General features: G+C 73.3%; 20 protein-coding genes. 5 read left to right on the top strand and 15 right to left on the bottom strand.

Annotated elements, in window-relative coordinates:
* Positions 1 to 501: 501 nt before the first annotated feature.
* Both ACIQUC_RS10795 and ACIQUC_RS10800 read right to left on the bottom strand, forming a co-directional pair.
* Positions 502 to 1,305, bottom strand: a complete 804-nt coding sequence (locus ACIQUC_RS10795) for an Fpg/Nei family DNA glycosylase (RefSeq protein ID WP_402266609.1) — start codon at positions 1,303 to 1,305, stop codon at positions 502 to 504.
* 20 nt (positions 1,306 to 1,325) lie between these two features.
* Positions 1,326 to 6,104: a DEAD/DEAH box helicase gene (locus ACIQUC_RS10800; RefSeq protein WP_402266612.1), complete on the bottom strand. Its 4,779-nt coding sequence runs from the start codon at positions 6,102 to 6,104 to the stop codon at positions 1,326 to 1,328.
* A gap of 170 nt (positions 6,105 to 6,274) precedes the next feature.
* Here ACIQUC_RS10800 and ACIQUC_RS10805 point away from each other — a divergent pair, with 170 nt between their 5' ends.
* A complete protein-coding gene (locus ACIQUC_RS10805) occupies positions 6,275 to 6,913 on the top strand; it encodes a PadR family transcriptional regulator (RefSeq protein WP_402266615.1) in 639 nt (212 codons plus the stop codon).
* A 164-nt stretch (positions 6,914 to 7,077) separates the two neighbouring features.
* Here the strand turns inward: ACIQUC_RS10805 and ACIQUC_RS10810 are convergent, their stop codons facing one another.
* Positions 7,078 to 7,704: an alpha/beta hydrolase gene (locus ACIQUC_RS10810; RefSeq protein WP_402266618.1), complete on the bottom strand. Its 627-nt coding sequence runs from the start codon at positions 7,702 to 7,704 to the stop codon at positions 7,078 to 7,080.
* A gap of 85 nt (positions 7,705 to 7,789) precedes the next feature.
* Here ACIQUC_RS10810 and ACIQUC_RS10815 point away from each other — a divergent pair, with 85 nt between their 5' ends.
* Positions 7,790 to 8,332, top strand: coding sequence for an NUDIX hydrolase family protein (locus ACIQUC_RS10815; RefSeq protein ID WP_402266621.1), 543 nt, complete (start codon positions 7,790 to 7,792; stop codon positions 8,330 to 8,332).
* A gap of 82 nt (positions 8,333 to 8,414) precedes the next feature.
* On the opposite strand, the gene ACIQUC_RS10820 is transcribed toward ACIQUC_RS10815, so the two are convergent.
* Together ACIQUC_RS10820 and ACIQUC_RS10825 are read right to left on the bottom strand one after the other, a co-directional pair.
* Positions 8,415 to 8,618, bottom strand: coding sequence for a CsbD family protein (locus ACIQUC_RS10820; RefSeq protein ID WP_022906919.1), 204 nt, complete (start codon positions 8,616 to 8,618; stop codon positions 8,415 to 8,417).
* 226 nt (positions 8,619 to 8,844) lie between these two features.
* The gene (locus tag ACIQUC_RS10825) at positions 8,845 to 10,452 is read right to left on the bottom strand and encodes a DEAD/DEAH box helicase (protein WP_402266624.1); all 1,608 of its coding nucleotides are present in this window, start codon (positions 10,450 to 10,452) and stop codon (positions 8,845 to 8,847) included.
* Between the two features lie 275 nt (positions 10,453 to 10,727).
* On the opposite strand from ACIQUC_RS10825, the gene ACIQUC_RS10830 reads away from it, so the two are divergent.
* Complete coding sequence (locus ACIQUC_RS10830) at positions 10,728 to 11,564, top strand: endo alpha-1,4 polygalactosaminidase (protein WP_402266627.1); 837 nt, start codon at positions 10,728 to 10,730, stop codon at positions 11,562 to 11,564.
* A 186-nt stretch (positions 11,565 to 11,750) separates the two neighbouring features.
* On the opposite strand, the gene ACIQUC_RS10835 is transcribed toward ACIQUC_RS10830, so the two are convergent.
* From ACIQUC_RS10835 to ACIQUC_RS10850, 4 genes are all read right to left on the bottom strand, one after another.
* Positions 11,751 to 12,110 (bottom strand): GntR family transcriptional regulator, encoded by a 360-nt coding sequence (locus tag ACIQUC_RS10835; protein WP_402266630.1) that lies wholly within the window; start codon positions 12,108 to 12,110, stop codon positions 11,751 to 11,753.
* Between the two features lie 10 nt (positions 12,111 to 12,120).
* Positions 12,121 to 12,690, bottom strand: a complete 570-nt coding sequence (locus ACIQUC_RS10840; RefSeq protein WP_042723762.1) for a DUF1684 domain-containing protein — start codon at positions 12,688 to 12,690, stop codon at positions 12,121 to 12,123.
* Positions 12,691 to 12,817: 127 nt separating this feature from the next.
* On the bottom strand, positions 12,818 to 13,309 hold the full coding sequence (locus ACIQUC_RS10845; protein ID WP_022906915.1) for a hypothetical protein: 492 nt from the start codon (positions 13,307 to 13,309) through the stop codon (positions 12,818 to 12,820).
* 56 nt (positions 13,310 to 13,365) lie between these two features.
* Positions 13,366 to 13,998 (bottom strand): GNAT family N-acetyltransferase, encoded by a 633-nt coding sequence (locus tag ACIQUC_RS10850; protein WP_022906914.1) that lies wholly within the window; start codon positions 13,996 to 13,998, stop codon positions 13,366 to 13,368.
* Positions 13,999 to 14,093: 95 nt separating this feature from the next.
* Between ACIQUC_RS10850 and ACIQUC_RS10855 the strand changes: the two genes are divergently transcribed.
* Positions 14,094 to 14,693: a 2-phosphosulfolactate phosphatase gene (locus ACIQUC_RS10855; protein WP_022906913.1), complete on the top strand. Its 600-nt coding sequence runs from the start codon at positions 14,094 to 14,096 to the stop codon at positions 14,691 to 14,693.
* Positions 14,694 to 14,747: 54 nt separating this feature from the next.
* A complete protein-coding gene (locus tag ACIQUC_RS10860; protein WP_402266635.1) occupies positions 14,748 to 15,050 on the top strand; it encodes a DUF427 domain-containing protein in 303 nt (100 codons plus the stop codon).
* Between the two features lie 15 nt (positions 15,051 to 15,065).
* Here ACIQUC_RS10860 and ACIQUC_RS10865 read toward each other — a convergent pair whose 3' ends face one another.
* From ACIQUC_RS10865 to ACIQUC_RS10890, 6 genes are all read right to left on the bottom strand, one after another.
* Complete coding sequence (locus ACIQUC_RS10865) at positions 15,066 to 16,316, bottom strand: Nramp family divalent metal transporter (RefSeq protein WP_402266638.1); 1,251 nt, start codon at positions 16,314 to 16,316, stop codon at positions 15,066 to 15,068.
* 114 nt (positions 16,317 to 16,430) lie between these two features.
* Complete coding sequence (locus ACIQUC_RS10870) at positions 16,431 to 17,126, bottom strand: CGNR zinc finger domain-containing protein (protein ID WP_402266641.1); 696 nt, start codon at positions 17,124 to 17,126, stop codon at positions 16,431 to 16,433.
* 47 nt (positions 17,127 to 17,173) lie between these two features.
* On the bottom strand, positions 17,174 to 17,650 hold the full coding sequence (locus ACIQUC_RS10875) for a SprT-like domain-containing protein (protein ID WP_402266644.1): 477 nt from the start codon (positions 17,648 to 17,650) through the stop codon (positions 17,174 to 17,176).
* A complete protein-coding gene (locus ACIQUC_RS10880) occupies positions 17,647 to 18,486 on the bottom strand; it encodes a hypothetical protein (RefSeq protein WP_402266647.1) in 840 nt (279 codons plus the stop codon). The genes ACIQUC_RS10875 and ACIQUC_RS10880 overlap by 4 nt, the downstream gene beginning before the upstream one ends.
* Before the next feature lie 133 nt (positions 18,487 to 18,619).
* On the bottom strand, positions 18,620 to 19,381 hold the full coding sequence (locus ACIQUC_RS10885) for a hypothetical protein (RefSeq protein WP_402266650.1): 762 nt from the start codon (positions 19,379 to 19,381) through the stop codon (positions 18,620 to 18,622).
* Positions 19,382 to 19,581: 200 nt separating this feature from the next.
* Complete coding sequence (locus ACIQUC_RS10890; protein WP_402266653.1) at positions 19,582 to 20,424, bottom strand: spermidine synthase; 843 nt, start codon at positions 20,422 to 20,424, stop codon at positions 19,582 to 19,584.
* Between the last annotated feature and the right edge of the window lie 93 nt (positions 20,425 to 20,517).

The following is a 20,517-nucleotide window of genomic DNA, read 5'->3' on the forward strand; positions in this document are numbered from 1 at the left end:
GCGGCGCTGCATGCTCGCACCGAGCGGTCGCCGGCGCACCGGCTGAACAACCTCGCACGGTGCGCGGCGCGCTGACCCCGCACCGGCCGGGCAACCTCACACCGCGCGGCCGACCACGCACGGTGCTGGGCGCCGCCGGACGCCTCGCGCGGGGTCCCCGCCCGCCCCGCACCGTGCGTCGTTCGCGATCCGGTGCGAGGAAGGTCGCTCGGTGCAGCGCTGCGTGCTCGCACCGAGCGGTTGCCGGCGCACCCGCCGAACAACCGCGCACGGTGCGCCGCCCGCTGACCTCGCACCGGCCGGGCAACCTCGCACCGTGCGGACGACCACGCACGGTGATGGGCACCGCCGGGCGCCTCGAGCGGTGTCCCCGCCCGCCCCGCACCGTGCGTCGTTCGCGATTCGGTGCGAGGAAGGTCGCTCGGTGCGGCGCTGCATGCTTGCACCGAGCGGTTGCCGGCGCACCCGCCGGACAACCCCGCACGGTGCGTGATGCGCCGATCAGGTCTGGCAGCGCGGGCACCAGTACGTGTCGCGCAGCGTGAACTCCGAGTCGCCGAGCTCCCCGTGCCGGATCGGCGTCCCACACCGCAGGCACGGCTTCCCCGCTCGCCCGTACACCCAGAAGCGACGCCCGGGCCGGTCGACTCCGGTGGTCACGCGGGCGTTCCGGTCCCGGTTGGCGAGGATGAGTCGGCTCGCCAGGGCGATCACCCGCGCCGGGTCGTGCACCTCGCGCACCGGACGGGTCGGCAGCACGCCGCGCAGGAAGCACAGCTCGTTCCGGTACACGTTGCCGAGGCCGGCGAGCACCCGCTGGTCGAGCAGTGCCAGGCCGATCGGACGTTCCGGGTCGCGCTCGAGGTTCGCCAGGGCGAGGTCGGCGTCCCAGTCGGGACCGAGCAGATCGGGACCGAGGTACCCGACGACCTCGGACTCCTGGTCGCGAGGGACGACCTCGAGCACGCCGAGGGTGAAGCCGACCGTGGAGACGTCGGCGGCGCTGCCCGGTCCACCACCGGTCGCGTCGAGGACCACTCTGGCCTGGTGCGCCGGGCGACGCCATCGGTCCCCGGGGGCGTAGACGTCCCACCGGCCCTCCATCTTGAGGTGCGAGTGGATGGTGAGGTCACCGATCCGGTGCAGCAGGTGCTTGCCACGGGGAACGACCTCGTCCACGGTGCGGCCGACGAGGTCGAGCGTCGCGAACGCCGGCACCCGGAAGTCGCTCCGGGTGAGGACCTTCCCCGCCAGGGCGGTGTGGAGCCGTCGCGCGGCCCGGAAGACGGTGTCGCCCTCAGGCACGGGCCACCCCCGTCGAGTCGTCAGACACGGAGACGCAACCCCTGCGGTGTGGCGGTGAACCCGGCCTCGCGGAGCGCCGAACCGAGCGGCGTCTCGAGGACGAAGTCCCCGTTCACCCGCTCGACCGAGAGCTTCCGCAGACCGGTCCGCACGGTGGCCGCGATCGACGCCGCGGCCACGGCGAGGTCGGCCGGGTCGTCGGTGAAGGTCAGCACCGACTTGCCGCCACGCTCGACGTACACCGCGAGGTGCCCGTCGACCGTCGTGACGAGCGCGCCCGCCTTGCGCCCGGGCCGGTGGCCTCTTCCCGTGGTCTTCGCAGGAGCCGGGTCCGCGGCCGCACCGGAACGATCAGCGGTGCTGTCGGCGCTGCCCGCAGCGTCGTCGGGGCCGGCGGAGTCCGACGGCCACGGCAGCGACGCCCCGAACGGGTTCGCCGGGTCGGTCGCCGCGAGGGTCAGCGCTTCGCGGGCGCGGTCGGGATCGGCGCGTTCGTCGTCGTCGAGGTCACGCGCGTACGTGCGGAGTCGGTCGACGGTGGGTCCGGTCGCGAACTGTGCGGCCCCGAGCCCCTCGACGAAGTACCCGCGGCGGGCCCGGCCGGACTCCTCGAAGCGGGAGAGCACCCGGTACACGCCGGCGAAGCCACCGCGGACACCCTCGACCTGCACGGCGCCGCGGGTGACGACGCCGTACCGTTCGAGCAGCTGTTCGGCGGTCGCCGCGGCCCGGACGGTCGAGTCGGACTCGGCCAGGGGCAGCAGGGACCACCGGCCACCGACGGACGGCGGACCGGACTGCGTCGGCAACGTCGGCCGTCGACGCCCGCGGTACGCCCGGGCGCGGGGCGCGCTGGAGCTCTTCGCCTTCCCGCCGAGCATCGCCCGCAGCGGCGCGAAGGTGTCGTTCGTGATCTGTCCCGCCCACACGAGGTCCCACAGCGCGGTCGACAGGGCGGTGTCGTCGGTGCTCCCCACCGCCTGTCCGAGCTGCCGGAAGAAGTAGGCCCCGCCTCCGGCCAGCGCTCCGAGCACGTCCCGTTGCAGTTCGGTCGTCTCGTCACCGGAGGGCTCGGCGAGGGTGGTCGCGGCGGTGTCGGCCAGGTGCAGGCGGACCCAGCCGTCGTTGCCGGGCAGGGTGCCACCACCCGACCAGAGGACCTCGCCCGTGGCGGTGAGCTCGTCGAGCATGCTCGGCGCGTAGTCGCTGACACGGACCGGCAGGACCAGGGTCTCCCACGAACTGGCGGGCAGTGCCACCCCGGCGAGTTGATCGACGACCTGGAGCACCCCGTCGATCCCGCGCAAGCCGCTGCGGGCCCCGCCCGTCCGGACGTGCTGCCACGCGGGCAGGAACCGCGCGAGGGCGTCCGGCGCGACCGGCTCGACCTCGTGCCGGAGCGCCGCGAGCGACTTCGTGCGGATGCGGCGCAGCACCTCGGCGTCGCACCACTCCGCACCCTGCCGGTCGGGACGGAACTCGCCCTCGACCACACGGCGGTCGGCGACGAGCCGCCGCAGGGTGTCCTGCACCACGGCGATCCCGAGGCCGAGTCGTCCGGCTGCGTCCTGCGCCGAGAAGGGCCCGTGCGATCGGGAGTACCGACCGACCAGGTCACCGAGCGGATCCGCGACCGGTTCGACGAACGCCGTCGGCACGCCGATCGGCAGGGGCACCCCGAGGGCGTCGCGCAGGCGCGAGGCGTCCTCGATCACGGCCCACCGGGTCGCACCGGCGTGCGAGAACGAGAGCACACGGCGATCGCGTTCGAGCGCTGCGAGCGCGGTCTGCACCTCGGTCGCAGCGGCGGCACGGTCGTCGGCTGCTGCCAGCCAGCTCCGGTCCACGATCTCGTCGAGGTCGAGTGCGCCGACGAGCCGCAGCACGTCGACGATCCCCTCGGTGTCACGCGCCCGGCGGTCCGGCGACAGGCGTTGCAGGTCGCGTTCGACCGAGGCGATGACGGCGGGGTCGAGGAGCTCCCGCAGCTCTGCCCGACCGAGCAGCTCGCCGAGCAGGGTCGAGTCGAGCGACAGCGCCGCGGCCCGACGTTCGGCGAGCGGCGAGTCGCCCTCGTACATGAACGCGGCGACGTACCCGAAGAGCAGCGAACGCGCGAACGGCGACGGGATCTCCGTCTCGGTCTCGACCAACCGGATGCGCCGCCCCGCGATGTCGTCGGCGATCCCCAGCAGTGCGGGGACGTCGTACACGTCCTGCAGCACCTCGCGCACGGTCTCGAGCACGATCGGGAACGACGGGTACTTCTGGGCGACCTCGAGCAGCTGCGACGCCCGCTGCCGCTGCTGCCAGAGCGGCGACCGCTGCCCGGGGTTCCGTCGGGGCAGCAGGAGCGCCCGGGCGGCACATTCGCGGAACCGGGCGGCGAAGAGCGCCGATGCCCCGACCTCGTCGGTGACGAGCGCGTCGAGGTCGTCCCGCTCGAACACGAACAGGTCGGCACCGGGCGGCTCGGCGTCGGTCTCGGGGATGCGCACCACGATCCCGTCGTCGGCCGCCATCGCGTCGCCGTCGATCCCGTGGCGTTCCCGGAGCCGGGCGGCGACCGCCAGTGCCCACGGCGCGTGCACCTGCATGCCGTAGGGCGAGTGCAGGATGAGTCGCCAGTCGCCGAGCTCGTCGCGGAAGCGCTCCACGACGAGCGTGGTGTCGTTGGGCACGTGCCCGGTCGCGGCTCGCTGGTCGCGCAGGAAGGTCAGCAGGTTCGTCACCGCGCGCTCGTCGAGTCCGCCGGCGGCGACCCGGGCGCGGGCGTCGTCGTCCGACGCTCCCTCGACCTCGCGCACGAAGGTCCCGGTGGCACGCCCGAGCTCGGCGGGGCGACCGATGCCGTCGCCCTTCCAGAACGGCACGCGACCCGGCTGCCCGAAGGCCGGACTGACCAGCACCCGGTCGTGGGTGATCTCCTCGATGCGCCAGCTCGTCGCGCCGAGGGCGAAGACGTCGCCCACGCGGGACTCGTAGACCATCTCCTCGTCGAGCTCGCCGACGCGGGAGGCCTTCTCGCCCACCATGAAGACGCCGAACATGCCGCGGTCCGGGATCGTCCCGCCGCTGGTGACCGCGAGTCGCTGCGCACCCGGTCGCCCGGTCAGCGTGCCGTGCACGCGGTCCCACACCAGGCGCGGGCGGAGCTCGGCGAACTCGTCGCTCGGGTAGCGGCCGGTGACGAGGTCGAGCGTGGCCTCGAATGCCGACCGGGGGAGTCCGCTGAACGGGGCGCTCCGCCGGACCAGCTCGAACCAGTGCTCGACGTCGACCGTGTCGATCGCACCCGCCGCCACCGTGTGCTGTGCCAGGACGTCGAGGGGGTTCGCCGGCACCGAGATCGACTCGATCTGCCCGGACACCATCCGCTCGACCGTCACGGCGCTGTTCACCAGGTCGGCCCGGTGCTTCGGGAACAGCACGCCGCGGGAGATCTCGCCGACCTGGTGCCCGGCCCGGCCGACGCGCTGCAGGCCGCTGGCGACGGACGGCGGCGCCTCGACCTGTACGACGAGGTCGACCTCGCCCATGTCGATGCCGAGCTCGAGCGAACTCGTCGCGACGACGCAGCGCAGTCGACCGGACTTCAGGTCGTCCTCGATGATCGCGCGCTGGTCCTTCGACACGGAACCGTGGTGGGCGCGCGCGAGTACCGGCACGGCGGCGTCGGAGCCCCCGCCACCGGTCTGCCCGGACGCGCCGATCACCTGCGCCGGGGACCGTTTCGTCCCCTGGGGTGCGACCGCGTGCGCCGACGTCCGCGCCGGCGACTGGGGACGTCCACGCGCGACCGGCAGCCCGTCGTCGGCGGGGGAGGCACCGGCCGGCACGAGTGCACCGTCACCGACGGAGCCGGCCGCCGCCAGCACCCGTTCCTCGTGGATCTCGTTGAGTCGAGCCGTCAGCCGTTCGGCCAGACGTCGGGAGTTCGCGAAGACGATCGTCGACCGGTGTTCCTCGACGAGGTCGACCACCCGTTCCTCGACGTGGGGCCAGATCGAGCCGTTCGTCGGGGACTCCGTCGCGTCCGCTCCGACCGGCGGCGCACCGAGCTCGGTCATGTCGTCGACGGGGACGACCACGCGCAGGTCGAAGGTCTTCTGCGCCGGCGGCGCGATGATCGACACCGGGGCGCGTCCGCCGAGGAACCGCGCGACCTCTTCCGGGGGGCGCACCGTCGCCGAGAGGCCGATGCGCTGCACGGGCTTCTCGAGCAGGTCGTCGAGCCGCTCGAGTGACACCGCGAGGTGCGCTCCGCGCTTGGTGGACGCCACCGCGTGCACCTCGTCCACGATGACGGTGTCGACGTTCACGAGGGTGTCGCGCGCCTGCGAGGTGAGCATCAGGTAGAGCGACTCGGGCGTGGTGATGAGGATGTCCGGCGGCTGCCGCAGCAGCTTCTGCCGGTCGGATGACGGGGTGTCACCGCTGCGGACCCCGACCGTGACGTCTGGTGGTTCGAGCCCGAGGCGCCGGGCGGTCTGGGTGATGCCGACGAGCGGGCTGCGCAGGTTCCGTTCGACGTCGACGCCCAGTGCCTTCAGCGGGGACACGTAGAGCACCCGGGTGCGCTGCTTCGCGGGTGGCCGGTCGGTCGAGCTGATGAGCCGGTCGATCGACCACAGGAACGAGGCCAGCGTCTTGCCGGAGCCCGTCGGGGCGATCACGAGCGCGTGCTGCCCGGTGGAGACGGCGTCCCACGCGCCGGCCTGTGCCGGGGTCGGTGCGGCGAAGGCGCCGCGGAACCACTCCGCGGTGGCGGGGGAGAAGCGCTCGAGCACGTCCGTCATGGTCCGTCCCATCCTGCCCGCCACAACCGACAGCGGCCCGAGCGGACGTACCCCTTGACACAGCGATAGTTACCGATCTATCGTTGACCCATCGCGATACGACGAAGACGATTCCGGTCAGACCGTTCGCGAGCCGACTCAGCACAACGGAAGGACGCATCATGCGACCCATGCACAACGACTTCGACAGCACCCAGCACCCGCGCGGCCCCCGCTTCGGCGGCGCGCGGCAGCACCACGGCGCCGGCTTCCCCGGCCGCGACCGCGGTGACCACGACCACGGCGGACGCGGTGGCTTCGGCCCCGGCTTCGGTCGCGGGTTCGGACCCGGCTTCGGCGGCCCGATGGCCGGCGGTCCCGGCTTCGGCCGCGAACGCCGTCGCCGCGGCGACGTCCGCCTCGCGATCCTCGGCCTGCTGGCCGAGGGCCCGCAGAACGGCTACGCCGTCATCAAGACCATCGCCGAACGCACCGGCGGCGCCTGGAAGCCGAGCCCCGGTTCGGTCTACCCGACGTTCCAGCAGCTCGTGGACGAGGACCTCGTCGTCTCCACGGGTGACGGTCGCAAGACGCTCTTCGAACTGACCGACGCGGGCAGGGCCGAGGCCGAGGCGAAGGCGGACGAGATCGCCGCGGCCTTCGACGCGCCGGGCCTCCCGGACGCGTCGCGCGAGTTCATCGAGGCGCTCCGGAAGACCATGGGCGTCCTGCACATGTACCGCACCAGCGCGACCGAGGAGCAGGCGAAGGCGGCCACGGCCAAGATCGACCAGCTCCGCAAGGACCTCCTGCAGATCCTCGCCGACTGACGTCGGAACCCCGGACGGGAGGCGCGGTGCCAGCTGGCACCGCGCCTCCCGTCCACATCGTGCGCAGCAATGGTCGAGTCCGCACGTCGGACCCGACCATTTCTGCTCACCAAGCGGGGCAAGCGCGCCGGGCGCGCCGGGCGCGCCGAGCGCGCCGAGCGCGGCTACGCGCCGATGAACGCCGCCACGTCCGCCAGCTCCGCTGCCGACACCGCGTGCGGCAGCCCCGCGTAGGTGCGATCGGTCACGGCGGTGTTCGCCGCAGCCCACGCCTGCGTCCGGGCGGTGGCCTCGCCGGGGATCACCGGGTCGAGGTCGCCGTGCCCGAGGAACACCCGGGGCCGGACGGCGGCGACGGCCTCGTCGCGCGGGTCCGTCACGCCCGGCTCGCCCGGCACGACGAACCCGGACAGCGACACGGCGAAGGCGAACGCAGCAGGCCGTGCACGCAGGAGCTGCAGCGCCATCGACCCGCCCTGCGAGAACCCGAGCAGGCCGATCCGCGGGTGCTCGGCCGCCACCGAGTCGATCCAGGCGAGGACCTCGGCGGCGGACTCGTCGACGGGCCCCGGCGCGGGCGACCCCGGCGTGCCGAGGGGGTACCAGCTCCACCCCTGGCCGAACGGCATCGGTGCGCGGAGCGATGCGACGGTCCACGACGGCGGCAGCGCCGGCGCGAGCCCGAGCAGGTCCCGCTCGTTCGACCCGACCCCGTGCAGGGCGACGAGCAGCGGCGTCCCCACCCGCTCGGAGGGGTCCCGGGTCCACTGCACGGCGTCGCGATCGATCATGCGCCCGACTGTAGTTGCCGCACCGACGCGGCTCGATCCCCGCGCGTTCCGCCGAACTCGCCGCGACGACTGGTAGACACGGTGCATGGCCTCGCTGCGCACCCCCGACCCCGACTCCGGCTGGCTGTCCGACGAGGAGCTCGCGAACGTCCGCCGTCGACTGCCGATCTGCTACGTCGAGGCGGTCCCCGTCCGGACCGACGGCCTCGGCGTCGTCAACGAGGTGGGGGTGCTGCTGCGCGTCTCGCCGAGCGGCTCGATCGCCCGCACGCTCGTCTCCGGGCGGGTGATGTTCGGCGAGTCGATCCGGACCGCGCTGTTCCGGCACCTCGAGAAGGACCTCGGCCCGATGGCGTTCCCGCAGCTGCCGTCGAGCCCCACGCCGTTCACCGTCGCGGAGTACTTCCCGCTGCCGGGCGCCTCGGTCTACACCGACGAGCGGCAGCACGCGATCTCCCTCGCCTACGTCGTCCCCGTCACCGGGACGTGCGAGCCGCGCCAGGACGCGCTCGAGCTGACGTGGATGAGCCCCATGGAAGCGGCCTCCGACGCCGTCGCCGACGAGATGGAGGGCGGTCGCGGAGCGCTCCTCCGCGCCGGCCTCGCATCGGTCGGCGCGCTCCTGTAGCGCGCGCCGCCGCCCCCGCACACGACGAAGCCCCCGGATCCGAATCGGACCCGGGGGCTTCGCAGCGCGGTACTGGACCGGCTTACTTGTTGTCGTTCTTGAGGCTGTCGGCCACGCCTGAAGCGGCGTCCTTGACGTCCGTACCAGCCTGCTTGGTGTCGGCCTTGACCTGATCGGTCTTGCCCTCCGCCTTGAGGTGGTCGTTGTCCGTCACGTTCCCGACGGCTTCCTTGGCCTTGCCAGCTGCCTTCGCAGCGGCGTTCTTGACGTCTTCGATCCCAGCCATAGGCTCTCCTTCCGACAGCGGACAAATCCCCGTCAGCCGCTCGCGCGGCATCCGGTGAAGGAGAACCTACGCGGCCTGCGATGCTGGCTCGCAGGGAGCGTCAAGGTTCGGATCAGCGCGCGGAACCGGCGGGTCACGGTCGGGTCAGCGCTGTGCGCGGCGCGAGCCGTCAGCGCGCGGAACCGGCGGGTCACGGTCGGGTCAGCGCTGTGCGCGGCGCGAGCCGTCAGCGCGCGGAACCGGCGGGTCGGGAGGCACGGCGCGAGCCACCACGACGGTTGCCGCCCGACTCGGTGCCGGTCCCACGACCGGCGGCGTAGCCGCCCTCGGACGACCAGACCGGAGAGGACCCGCCACGGACGGTGTCGCTCGACGCACGGCGGCTGCCGCCGCTGCGGCGCCCACCGGACGCGGCACCGGAGCGCTGCCCACCGGCGGAGCCGGTCGACGCGCCGGCACCGGCCTCGGCGGGGCGACCGCCGCGACGCCCTGCACCGGACGACCCGGAAGCTGAGCCGGTGCGCGCGGGCTGCGCCGCGCCTCCCGTGCGACCGCCGCGACCACGGCGACGACCGCCGCCAGCGGTGTCGGACTCGGTGGTGCGCTGCTTCGGCTGACGCTGCTGCTGCTGGGGCTGCTCGGGTGCGACGTGGCGGACCGGGGCGACCTCGCCGACGAGCGTGGTGACCGCCGGGGAGTTCGCGGTGACCTGCTGCGGCGTGACCTTGATCGCGGCCGCGCGCATCATCTGCGCGACGTCGCGACGCTCGGCGGGCATCGTCACGGTGACGACGTCGCCGGAGGAACCGGCACGGGCGGTGCGGCCCGAACGGTGCAGGTACGCCTTGTGCTCGGTCGGCGGGTCGACGTGCACGACGAGCTCGACGTGGTCGACGTGCACGCCGCGGGCGGCGACGTCGGTGGCGACGAGCACGAGGGCCTCGCCGGAGGAGAACTTGGCGAGGTTCCGCTCACGGGCGCCCTGCGACAGGTTGCCCTGCAGGTCGACGGCCGGGATGCCCTGGCTGCTGAGCTGCTTGGCGAGGCGCTTCGCGTGGTGCTTCGTGCGCATGAAGAGGATGCGACGACCGGTGCCGCTCGCGAGCGTCCGGACCAGGTCCTTCTTCGCGTCGGCGTCGGCGACCTCGAAGAGGTGGTGGGTCATCGCCTCGACGGGGCTGTTCGCCTCGTCGACCGAGTGCATGACCGGGTTGTGCAGGAACTTCTTGACGAGCTTGTCCACGCCGTTGTCGAGCGTGGCGGAGAACAGCAGGCGCTGCCCCTGCTCGGGCGTGGCCTGCATGATCTTGGTCACACCGGGGAGGAAGCCCATGTCGGCCATGTGGTCTGCTTCGTCGAGGACGGTCACCTCGATGTCGCCGAGGTTGACGTGGCCCTGCTGCATGAGGTCGGCGAGACGGCCGGGGCACGCCACGACGACGTCCACGCCGCCGCGCAGGGCGTCGACCTGACGACCCTGTCCGACGCCGCCGAAGACGGTCGTGGTGTTCAGGCCCATGGCCTTGGCGAGCGGCGAGAGGGCGACGTCGATCTGGGTCGCGAGCTCACGGGTGGGGGCGAGCACCAGGGCACGGGGCCGACCGGCGCGGCGCTTGCGGCCACTGGCGGCGAGGCGCGCGACGAGCGGGATCGCGAACGCGATCGTCTTGCCGGAGCCGGTGCGGCCACGGCCGAGCACGTCCTTGCCCTGCAGGGAGTCGGGGAGCGTGTCCTCCTGGATGGGGAACGCGGTCTCCTTGCCCTGGTCGGCGAGGACGGCGACCATCGGCGCGGGGACGCCGAGGTCGGAGAAACGGATGTCTTCGTTGGTCATGGTGACCTTTCGAGCCGGATGAGACCGGCTGTGGGCGCGCTTGCGAGGCAGCACGCGGGCGGGATGCGCGCCAACAGAGGTGGCTGGCGCAGTCGCCGCAGCAGAGAAGCCTGGCACCTTCACAGAGGTGATCGATCATCGGTCCGTGGACCGGGAGTTCGGGGGCGTCCGTACGACGCACGAGGCGATCGGCGCCTCGAGTACGACCAGCATAGCGTGCTCCGCCCCGATCCCCCCAGACCCGGCCGTGCACCGGCCCGTGCGAGGATGCAGCGGTGCGCACACGATCCGTCCTGCTGACCACCGCGATGACCCTGGTGGCGGTCCTCGGCACGGCGGGCTGTGCCGCGGCCGCTCCGTCCGGCGGGAGCGCCGCGTCGTACACGAACCTGCCGACGTCCGGGCGTCCGGACTACCAGCTCGGGGGGTCGTACACGCCGCCGTCCGGCGTGACGATCGTCGAGCGGGACAGCACCGGTCGGCCCGCTGCCGGCACGTACTCGATCTGCTACGTGAACGGCTTCCAGACCCAGCCCGATGCCGCGAGCACGTGGAAGCGGTCGTACCCGTCGGCGATCCTCCGTGACCGCGCGGGCAAGCCGGTCTCCGACCCGGGGTGGCCGGACGAGATGCTGCTCGACACCCGGACCGCTGCGAAGCGGGCACTCATCACGAAGGTGCTCGCGAAGACCGTCGCCCGGTGCGCCGATCGCGGGTTCGACGCCGTCGAGTTCGACAACCTCGACTCGTGGACCCGGTCGCACGGCGCGCTGACCCGGGCGGGCAACCTCGCGCTCGCGGCCGCGCTCGTCCGCCTCGGACACGGTGCGGGTCTCGCGGTCGGGCAGAAGAACACCCCGCAGCTCGGGGTCGCCGGTCGGAAGAGCACCGGGTTCGACTTCGTGGTCGCCGAGGAGTGCTTCGTCTACGACGAGTGCGGCGCGTACACGAAGGTGTACGGCGGGCGGGTCATCGACATCGAGTACTCCGACAACAGCGAGCGGCCGTGGTCGTCGGTGTGCGCGTCGTCGAAGCGGCCGGCGATGACGATCCTGCGCGACCGGGACCTCGTGACGCCGTCGAGCGACGAGTACGTGTACGAGCACTGCTGACGGGACCCCGGGGCGCGGGTTCTTCCCAGGACGGCCGCGATGGAAGGTCGAACCGGGCGTACCTGGCCCGGACTTCCGACCGGGTACGCCCGGAAGCGCCGGGTACGCCCGGAAGCGCCGGGTACGCACCGGGTGCGCCCGGAAGCGCCAGGTACGCGCGAAAGCCCCTGGAGCGCCCCGCCCGCGTCAGGCGGGCCAGGCGTCCCGGAGCGCTGCCGCAGCCTGATCGGCCGACAGCCCGGCTGCCCGGGCGGCCGCGGCGAGGGCACGGGCGGCGTCCGTCACCGCTGACGGGACCTCTGCGGGGCGGATGACCCGGGTGCCGGCGCCCCGGGCGGTCTGCACGAGTCCGGCCTCCTCGAGGAGCTGGTAGGCGCGTGCCACGGTGCCGGCGGCGAGGCCGAGCTCGTCCGCGAGTCCCCGGACGCTGGGCAGCCGCTCACCGTCCACGAGGTACCCGGCGCTGATCTGCGCGGCGATCTGGGACCTGACCTGCTCGAACGGCGGGATGCGCCCACCGGCGTCGATCGCGACGAGACCCGACATGTGCTCCACCCTAGAAGTCGTACTGCTCGCCGACGGGGATCGGGACCGCGACGGTGTTGCCGGGCGGCGCGAGCGGGCACGCCCACGCCGGGTCGTACGCGCACGACGGGTTGTAGGCGAAGTTGAAGTCGAGGACGAGCTCGCCGTCGTCGCCCCCGAGGTCCGCGCCCTTGATCGTGTCGAGCAGGTAGCGGCCACCGCCGTAGGTCCCGCGGGCCTTGCCGGCGCTGGCGTCCTTCACCGGGACGAACACGCCGCCCGCGTAGCCGCCGTGCGACCAGACGTCGAGCGAGCCGATGCCGGCGAGGGTCACCACCCCGAGCCGGTCGAAGTGCACGATGCCGTCGGTGCCCGTCTCGACGTCCATGGCGAGGGCCTCGGCAGGCTCGATGCGGGCCCGGAACCGCCACGACGGGTCGTAGTCCGGGACGGGCAGGGACTCGAAGTCGCGGGCGTCCTCGTCGAGGAGCGGACTCGCCGGGTGCTCGCCGAACATCGCGTCGCGGGTCTCGCGCCACATCGCGTGGGCGGTCTCGGGATCGCTGGTCGCCCGTACTCGTCGGTACAGGTCGAAGGTCATCCGCCGCCAGTCCACGGTGGCGAGCGTGCTGTGCACGCGGTCGTCGGTTGCCGGCTCATGCGTCTGGCTCACGGTGCGAGCGTACGCCCCTCCGGCCGTGCCGGGAGGAACGGCGCGGGCCCGGCGGTCAGGCCGCGGCTCGTCGAGCGCGTCGCCACCCGGGCGCGAGGGCGCGCATCCGCAGCGCGCGCCACTGCCAGATCACCCACATCCCCGGCCACAGCAGGACGCCGAGCGCCGCGGGGCGCATCCGGTAGGACAGCCGGTCGACGAGCTCGGTCCGTCCGTCCCCGAGGTCGACGGTCGCCATCCGGTGCTGCATGGTCATCCGTCCGAACAGCCCGCTCGTGCCGCCGCCGTTGTCGCGTTGCACGGGCACGCCGCGCACCTCGTACAGGTCGAGGTCGACGTGCGTGTCGCCGCTCGGGAACACCCCGAAGGCGCTCGCCGTGATCGGGTGCGGGGTGCCGGGGACCCACCGCACCGGGAACCCCTCGGGGTCGCGCGAGCGGTAGACCAGGAACGGCTTCGTCACCGCCACCATGACCGACGGGGAGAGCAGGGCGTCGCGCACGGCCTCGGCCGGTGCGTCGAGGGTGATCCGGAGGCCCACGTGCATGCCGCGAACGCTACTCGTCGACGGTGGGCACCCGGTGGGGTGCTGCGCGGGTCGGGTCAGGCGTGCCGTGCCGCGCGCCGACGGGCCCCTTCGGCACGGTCGTGCCGGCGGAGCCGTTCGGCGAGCGAGAGCCGGACGGTCGGCCACTCCGACGCGATGACCGAGAACACCACGGTGTCGCGCAGGGTGCCGTCACGGCCGATCGAGTGGTTGCGGAGCACGCCGTCCTGCTTCGCCCCGAGCGCGGCGATGGCCGTGCGGGACTGCAGGTTGTGCCAGTGCGTGCGGAACTCGACCGCGATGCACTGCCAGACGTCGAAGGCGTGCGAGAGCATGAGCAGCTTCGCCTCGGTGTTGATGCCGGACCGCTGGGTGGACCGGGACAGGAACGTCGCGCCGATCTCCACCCGACGGTTGCCGGTGTCGGGGTTGAGGAACGTCGTCGACCCCACCACCCGGCCGGTCGGGCGGTCGCGGACGGCGAACGGCACCATCCGCCCGGCGGCGTGCTCCGACAGGCGCCGCTCGATCTCGTCGTCGACCTGCGCCGGAGCGGGGATCGACGTGTACCAGGTGCGCCACAGGTCACCGTCCGCGACCGCCGCCCGCAGGTCGTCCGCGTGCTCCGGCCCGAGGGGCTCGAGCGTCACGCGGTCGCCGGTCAGGGTGGGTGCGGGGGCGATCTCCATGGCAACAGATCCTACGGTCGACGACCGTGACGGACCCCGGGCGGCGGGGCACCTGTGGAAAGGATCAGGGACCGCGGACGGCTATCGTGTCGCGGGTGGCAGCACGCACGCAGGAGAAGTACCAGGTCCGCTTCGCATGGGGCACCGGCGGGGCGGCGCGGATCGCCCACGGGACGCACCTGCTCGTCTGGGTCGACGTCCTCCCGGCGTCCGCCGGGCACGACGGCCCCGGTCGTCGACGCGCGCTCGCCGCGCAGCTGCCGGAGGGTCCGGAGGTCGTGCTCGGCCACCTCGGCAACGCGACGGCCGTCGCGGAACGCGTGACGCGCCTCCAGGCCGACCGTGGCGACCGCTGCGTCGTCGCGATCGTCGCCGCCGGACGCCACCACGCACCGGCGGACGACGCCGCACAGGCGGCAGGCGAAGCGGCCGACGTGCCGGACGCGCCGGACTTCGCGGTCGAGGACCTGCTCGCCGCCGGGGCCGTCGTCGACGCGCTCGCCGAGGTCGGGATCGACCACACCTCACCCGAGGCGGCGGCCGCGTGCGCCGCGTACACGGGGCTGCGGCGTGCGGTGAAGCACCTCGTGAGCGCCTCCGAGTCGGCAGCGGCGCTGGCTCCGGGTGCCGTGCACGATGCCCTCGCGGTCGACGGCGGACTGGAGACCCTGCGGGAATCGAGTTCCCGCGCGTAGCGTTCGGACTCGACATCCGGTACCTCGCCGGACCGCAGAGCGAAGGAGCACGCCGTGAAGGCAGTCGTCGGAGACACCGTGATCGCCGAGGCCCCCAAGGAGGACCTCATCCAGATCGAGGGCAACTGGTACTTCCCGCCGTCGAGCGTCAAGTCCGAGCTCTTCACCGAGAGCCCCACGCAGTACCACTGCCCGTGGAAGGGCGACACGCAGTACTACACGGTGAACGTGGACGGGCAGGCGCTGCAGGACAACGCATGGTCGTACCCGACGCCGATCCCGTCGTCGTTCGACCGCGTCGGCAAGGACTACTCGGGCTACGTGGCGTTCTGGAAGGGCGTCAAGGTCGTCGACTGATCCGCGCCGACCCGGTCAGCCCGCCAGCGTGAGCGCGACGAGCGCCACGTTGAGCGCGACGATCACCAGCGCGATGACCCCCGCCACGACGCGGGTGGTCATCGCGTTGACGTCTGCACCCATCACGCTCCGACGCGAGGTGTAGACCACCAGCGGCACGATCGCGAACGCGATCCCGAAGCTCAGCACGACCTGGCTCACCACGAGCAGCATGGTCGCGTCGACGTTCACGGCGAGCAGCACGATCGCCGGCACCAGCGTCACGAGCCGCCGCACCACGAGCGGGATCCGCACGTGCAGCAGACCCTTCATGATCTCGGCGCCGGCCATGCACCCCACCGAGGTCGAGGCGAGGCCCGACGCGAGCAGGCCCACCGCGAACAGCACGCCCACGACCGGGCCGACGTTCGACACGATCGCGGCCTGCGCGCCCGGGATCGTGTCCGTCCCCTCGACCCCGGGCAGCGTCGCCGCCGCGAGGACGAGCATGCAGACGTTCACCCCGCCGGCCACGAGGAGCGCGAGCCCCACGTCCCACCGCGTCGCGACGAGCACCCGACGACGCTCCGGACCGGCGGGGACGTCACCGTGCCGGTCACGGGCCAGCGCCGAGTGCAGGTACACCGCGTGCGGCATGACCGTCGCGCCGAGCATCGAGGCGGCGAGCATCACGGACTCGGACCCCTCGAACCGCGGGACGAGCCCGGCCACCAGCTCTGCCGGAGAGACCTGCGCGAACAGCAGCCCGGCGCAGAAGCCCACCGTGAGGATCGCGAGCATCGCCGTCACCAGGGCCTCGAACGTGCGGGTCCCGCGGTGGCTCTGCAGCGTGAGGATCGCCATCGAGACCACGCCCGTGATCAGCCCACCGGCCACGAGGGGCAGGCCGAACAGCAGGTGCAGTGCGAGCGCGCCGCCGATGACCTCGGCGATGTCGGTCGCCGCGGCCACGACCTCGGCCTGCGCCCAGAACAACAGCCGGGGGGTGCGCCGCATCCGCAGGCCCAGGTGTTCCGGCAGGGACTTGCCCGTGACCACGCCGAGCTTGGCGGACAGGTACTGGACCACGACCGCGCTGGCGTTCGCGGCGACGAGCACCCAGAGCAGCAGGTAGCCGTACTTCGCCCCCGCGGTGAGGTTCGCGGCGACGTTGCCGGGGTCGACGTAGGCGATGGCGGCGACGAACGCCGGGCCGAGGAGCGTCAGGCCGGCGGCGCGTTTCCGGGACGTCGTCGCCTCGGCAGGGCGGGTCGCGGTGTCGGTCATGGGGACCAGTGTGCCAGAGGATTCGGCGTGCCGAATCCTTGTTTTCGAGGCGCGCACGAATCGGTGCGCATCTGCGCGGAGCGGCGCGGAGCAGACCGGGAGGCGCGGGTCTCGTCAGACCGCCGCGCGCCGCGCCCGGTGCGCCCGCACCTTCGCCCGGTTCCCGCACCGCTGCATCGAGCACCACCGTCGGGTGCCGCCGCGGGACGAGTCGTAGAACACCAGCGCGCAGTCGTCGGCCGAGCACCGGCTCAACCGCGTCGGCTGTCCGTCCGCGGCGACGTCGTCGAAGCCGACCTCGGTGAACAGCGCCACCGCGTCACGTGCGACGCTCGACAGCGCCTGGGCCAGTCGCACCCGGTTCGCTCCGGCGCGACGCCGCCCGCCCGGGAGGCTCGGCGGCACGTCGGGCAACGCCGCGAACAGGTTGACCGTGTCGATGTCGTCGGGCGCCGGTCGGGAGCGGCCGGTCCCGGCTCGGAGTCCCGCGGCCACCGCCGTGCGCTCCGCCGCGGTCGACGCGGGACCCGGAGCGGCTGCGACGGCCAGCCGGGCGATCGCCGCGCGGAGGGCACGGGCGTCCTGCAGCTCGCGGGCCGTCGCCCCGACGTCGATGGGCTCGGTGTGGTCGCTCAGCCACTCGTCGAGGTCGGCCGGGGTCACCAGCAGCTCGCCGAGCTGCGCGCGCGGGCGACGGTCGTCCGGGTCGTCCGCGAAACCGCCGGTGTGCGCGAAGTCGAGGGCGATCCGTCCGGCGTCGAAGAACCAGGTGGAACCGGTGTCCGTGCGGATGTGCTGCCCCGTGTGCATCCGCCCAGGCTAACGGGTTACCGGCGCGCCTCCGCCAGCGATCGGCATCATGCGGTAGCCCGGCGCTCCTCGGGGGCACGGCGGTTCCACGAGATCACGTTGCGGGCGTCGAAGCGTCGGGAGCACCTCGCGCACGCCAGCGGTCGCGTCGGGGTGCGGTAGCGGAAGTGCTCGTGGCCGGCGGGACACGTGCCGATCCACGGCGCGAGTTCGCTCGCCACGGGACCGTCGTACAGGCGTGATCCCGTGTACCCGATGGCCTTCGCGGTGCGGCGCCAGGCCGGCCCGTGCCCGGCGCGGGCACCGGCCAGTGCGTGCGCGATCTCGTGCAGGAGCACCTGGTCGACGTCGTCGTCGGAGAACCGCACGGCCAGGTGCCGACTCACCGTGATGCGCCGGCGGGCGAAGTCGCACTGCCCTGCCCGGGTCTTCGCGTGGTCGAAGCAGAACGACCAGCTGCCCGTTCCGAGGTGCGCGGTCATCAGCCGCTCCGCGCGGGACCGGACGGCCTCGAGCGTCGTCACCGGTCGTCGTCGGGTTCGTCGCGTCCGGCCTGGCCCTTCTGCGCCGCTCGTGCGGCGATGCGGCCCCAGAGTTCGTCGGCCTCGGTCCGGGCGGCGTCGGGCGCGCCGAGCACACGACGTCGGACCGGCGGGGTCTGCTGCGCCGGCTCCGGGGCGCGGGGTGCCACCGGCTCGTCCTCCTCCGCGCGGCGAGCGGCGACGTCGCGGGCGGTGCGGGGCTTGTCCTCGACGCGGGGCTGCGCGACCGAGGCCCGGAGCGCCGCCTCGACCGCCGTCCGCAGCGCCTCGGTGCGCTCCGACGGGGCACCGGCCTGACGGAAGGCCTGGTACGCCCGGGACAGCGCGGCACGGGCCTCGTCGAACCGGGAGAGCTCGAACAGCGACCAGCCCTCGAGCTCGGCCGCCGCTCCCTCGAGCTCCGGCCACTCCTCGGTCCGCGCGGTGTCCCGCGCCATGGCGGACTCGACCGCAGCGCGCTCGTACCGACCGAGGTCGTGGAGCACGTGGGCGCGACGGATCCGCGCGGACACCTTGTCGGAGCGCTCGCCGGTGAACATCGTCAGCCGGAAGACCTCTTCCGCGATGACGAGGGACTCGTCGAGCCGACCGAGCAGGCGGAGGAGTTCGGCGCGTTCGGCCAGGGCGTCGGTGCTGCGGCTCTGCCCGAGGTCGCGCAGCCGCTGCTGCACGGCGTCGGCGTCGACCGCGGGGCGCAGGCTGATCGGAGCGAAGGTGCTGCCGGGGCTGACGCCGGCCGTCACGGGCGCCGCATGACGCGGTTCCCGGGCGCGGTCGGTGCGGTCGGGCTGCTGGCGGTCGTCGGGCGGGAGGGACATCGGTTCGAGGGTAGCCGCGCTGTCCCGAGAGCGAGCGGTGCCACGCGCACGGGGGGCACGGACGTGTCCTCGGTCGAACGGCGACGGCCCGCCGTGCGGGTGCACGACGGGCCGTTCCGGGACCACGCTCGGATCAGGGCGCGACGCCCGAGTTCGCGACCGAGACGGCGGCGACCGCTCCGTAGGTGACGAAGAAGGCGATGGGACCGAGCACGGCGAGGATGAGCCCGAAGACGCCCCACGCGCGACCGCGCTTGGTGACGATCGCGATGATGCCCTGCACGATCGCCCAGATGCCGAGGACCGAACCGATCACCGCGATCACGCCGCTGATCAGGATCGTCGGGGAGCTCGTGACGTCGTCGAACGCCTGCGGGTCCGTCGTCGACCCGCCGTTCTGGATCATGTCCTCGAACGCCCGGCTGTCGACGATCGCGGAGCCGAAGAAGTAGCCGCCGACGATCCCGAGGGCGAGGGCGATCAGTCCGAGCAGGAACGCCACGACACCGACGGTCTTCTTCTTGGCCTTCGGCTCCTCGTAGCCCTGCCACGACGGGGCACCGGCGCTCGCCGGAGCCGCCGCGTACGGCTGCTGGCCGTACTGATCGTGCCCGTGCTGGGGCTGGCCGTACTGCGTCGACCCGTACTGCGGGGTGTCGCCGCGGCGCGGCTCGCCCTGCTGGTCGTGGTCGCCCCAGCGCGGAGCGTCGGCCTGCGGTGCCTGCTCGCCGTACCGCGGTGCCGGCTCGCCGTACTGCGGTGTCGAGGCGGGCGCGGGATCGACGCGCTCGCCGTAGCGGGGCGCGTCGTGCGCGGGCTGCTGCGGCGCTCCGCCCCAGCTCGGCGCCTGGCCGTCGCCCGTCCGGTCCTCGTTGCTCCGGTCGTCGTTCGTCATCAGGGTTCCCCTTGCTCGGTCGCGCACCTGCGCGGTCGTTCAGACCCATCCTGGCAGGGACACCCTCCGCGTGTGCGGGACCGGCCCGATCGCGCCCGGAGCGCCCAGGGCCGAGCACCCAGCACCCAGCACCCAGCGCCCAGCGCCCAGCGCCCAGCGCCCAGCGCCGCCAGCGCGCCCGCTGCGGGGGCCGACCCGTCTCAGCCGCCGAACACGCTCCGGTTCGGCTCCGGCGACGCCACCGCGGTCTGGTCGGTGACGATCGGCGCCCCGGCGACGAACGCGCGCAGCTCGGCCCCGTGCACGACCTTCGCCGGCATCGGGTCCGACGAGTACCGCCGCGGCATGTCCGCCACGGGCAGGTCCGTCGGCGACCCGAGGAGCACGATGTTCCCGAACCGCCGCCCCTTGAGCATCCCGGTGTCCGCGACGGCGGCGACCGACGGCAGCACCGCCTGCAGGGTCGATGCCTGACCGCGGGCGAACGCCAGCCCGGCACCGTCCGCCACGTTCACGGCGACGATGCCGGTGGGCGACAGGAAGGCCGCGACCTCGCGGTAGAACTCGATGCTCGTCACGTGTGCGGGGATCTGCGAGCCGCCGAACACGTCGACGACGGCGAGGTCCACCGTGCCGCGCAGCCCGGCGGGGAGCTTGCCGAGCACCTCGCGGGCGTCGCCGTACCGCACCCGGATCGAGGCCCCACGGGGGAAGGGGAGCGCGTCCCGGACGTGGTCGACGAGGTCCCGCTCGAGCTCGATGACCTGCTGTCGGGACCCCGGCCGCGTCACCGCGACGTACCGGGGGAGCGTCAGGGCACCGGCGCCGAGGTGCAGGGCCGTGACCGGGCCGTCCGGCAGCAGGTCGATCGCGTGCCCGATCCGCCGGATGTACTCGAACGCCAGGTGCGTCGGGTCCTCGAGGTCGACGTGGGACTGCGGCGTCCCGTCGACCACGAGCGTGAAGGACCCCGGCCGGTGCCGGTCCGGCTCGACCACCGCGTACCCCGCACCGATCCGGAACCCGTCGAACGCATCAGCCATGGCACCAATCGAACACCACCTGGATCCCCACCCGGGTCCCCACCCCTGGTTGGTGGGCGGACGGACGCTCGCGAACGAGGCTGGTCCCACCGG

Source organism: Curtobacterium sp. NPDC098951, assembly GCF_044759965.1.
Classification (GTDB): domain Bacteria; phylum Actinomycetota; class Actinomycetes; order Actinomycetales; family Microbacteriaceae; genus Curtobacterium.

What these genes read in the sequence shown, in the direction of transcription:
- ACIQUC_RS10800 (WP_402266612.1), bottom strand. Translation starts at nt 6,104, where the DNA reads ATGACGGACGTGCTCGAGCGCTTCTCCCCCGCCACCGCGGAGTGGTTC.
- ACIQUC_RS10805 (WP_402266615.1), top strand. Translation starts at nt 6,275, where the DNA reads ATGCACAACGACTTCGACAGCACCCAGCACCCGCGCGGCCCCCGCTTC.
- ACIQUC_RS10810 (WP_402266618.1), bottom strand. Translation starts at nt 7,704, where the DNA reads ATGATCGATCGCGACGCCGTGCAGTGGACCCGGGACCCCTCCGAGCGG.
- ACIQUC_RS10815 (WP_402266621.1), top strand. Translation starts at nt 7,790, where the DNA reads ATGGCCTCGCTGCGCACCCCCGACCCCGACTCCGGCTGGCTGTCCGAC.
- ACIQUC_RS10820 (WP_022906919.1), bottom strand. Translation starts at nt 8,618, where the DNA reads ATGGCTGGGATCGAAGACGTCAAGAACGCCGCTGCGAAGGCAGCTGGC.
- ACIQUC_RS10825 (WP_402266624.1), bottom strand. Translation starts at nt 10,452, where the DNA reads ATGACCAACGAAGACATCCGTTTCTCCGACCTCGGCGTCCCCGCGCCG.
- ACIQUC_RS10835 (WP_402266630.1), bottom strand. Translation starts at nt 12,110, where the DNA reads ATGTCGGGTCTCGTCGCGATCGACGCCGGTGGGCGCATCCCGCCGTTC.
- ACIQUC_RS10840 (WP_042723762.1), bottom strand. Translation starts at nt 12,690, where the DNA reads ATGACCTTCGACCTGTACCGACGAGTACGGGCGACCAGCGATCCCGAG.
- ACIQUC_RS10845 (WP_022906915.1), bottom strand. Translation starts at nt 13,309, where the DNA reads ATGCACGTGGGCCTCCGGATCACCCTCGACGCACCGGCCGAGGCCGTG.
- ACIQUC_RS10850 (WP_022906914.1), bottom strand. Translation starts at nt 13,998, where the DNA reads ATGGAGATCGCCCCCGCACCCACCCTGACCGGCGACCGCGTGACGCTC.
- ACIQUC_RS10865 (WP_402266638.1), bottom strand. Translation starts at nt 16,316, where the DNA reads ATGACCGACACCGCGACCCGCCCTGCCGAGGCGACGACGTCCCGGAAA.
- ACIQUC_RS10870 (WP_402266641.1), bottom strand. Translation starts at nt 17,126, where the DNA reads ATGCACACGGGGCAGCACATCCGCACGGACACCGGTTCCACCTGGTTC.
- ACIQUC_RS10880 (WP_402266647.1), bottom strand. Translation starts at nt 18,486, where the DNA reads ATGTCCCTCCCGCCCGACGACCGCCAGCAGCCCGACCGCACCGACCGC.
- ACIQUC_RS10885 (WP_402266650.1), bottom strand. Translation starts at nt 19,381, where the DNA reads ATGACGAACGACGACCGGAGCAACGAGGACCGGACGGGCGACGGCCAG.
- ACIQUC_RS10890 (WP_402266653.1), bottom strand. Translation starts at nt 20,424, where the DNA reads ATGGCTGATGCGTTCGACGGGTTCCGGATCGGTGCGGGGTACGCGGTG.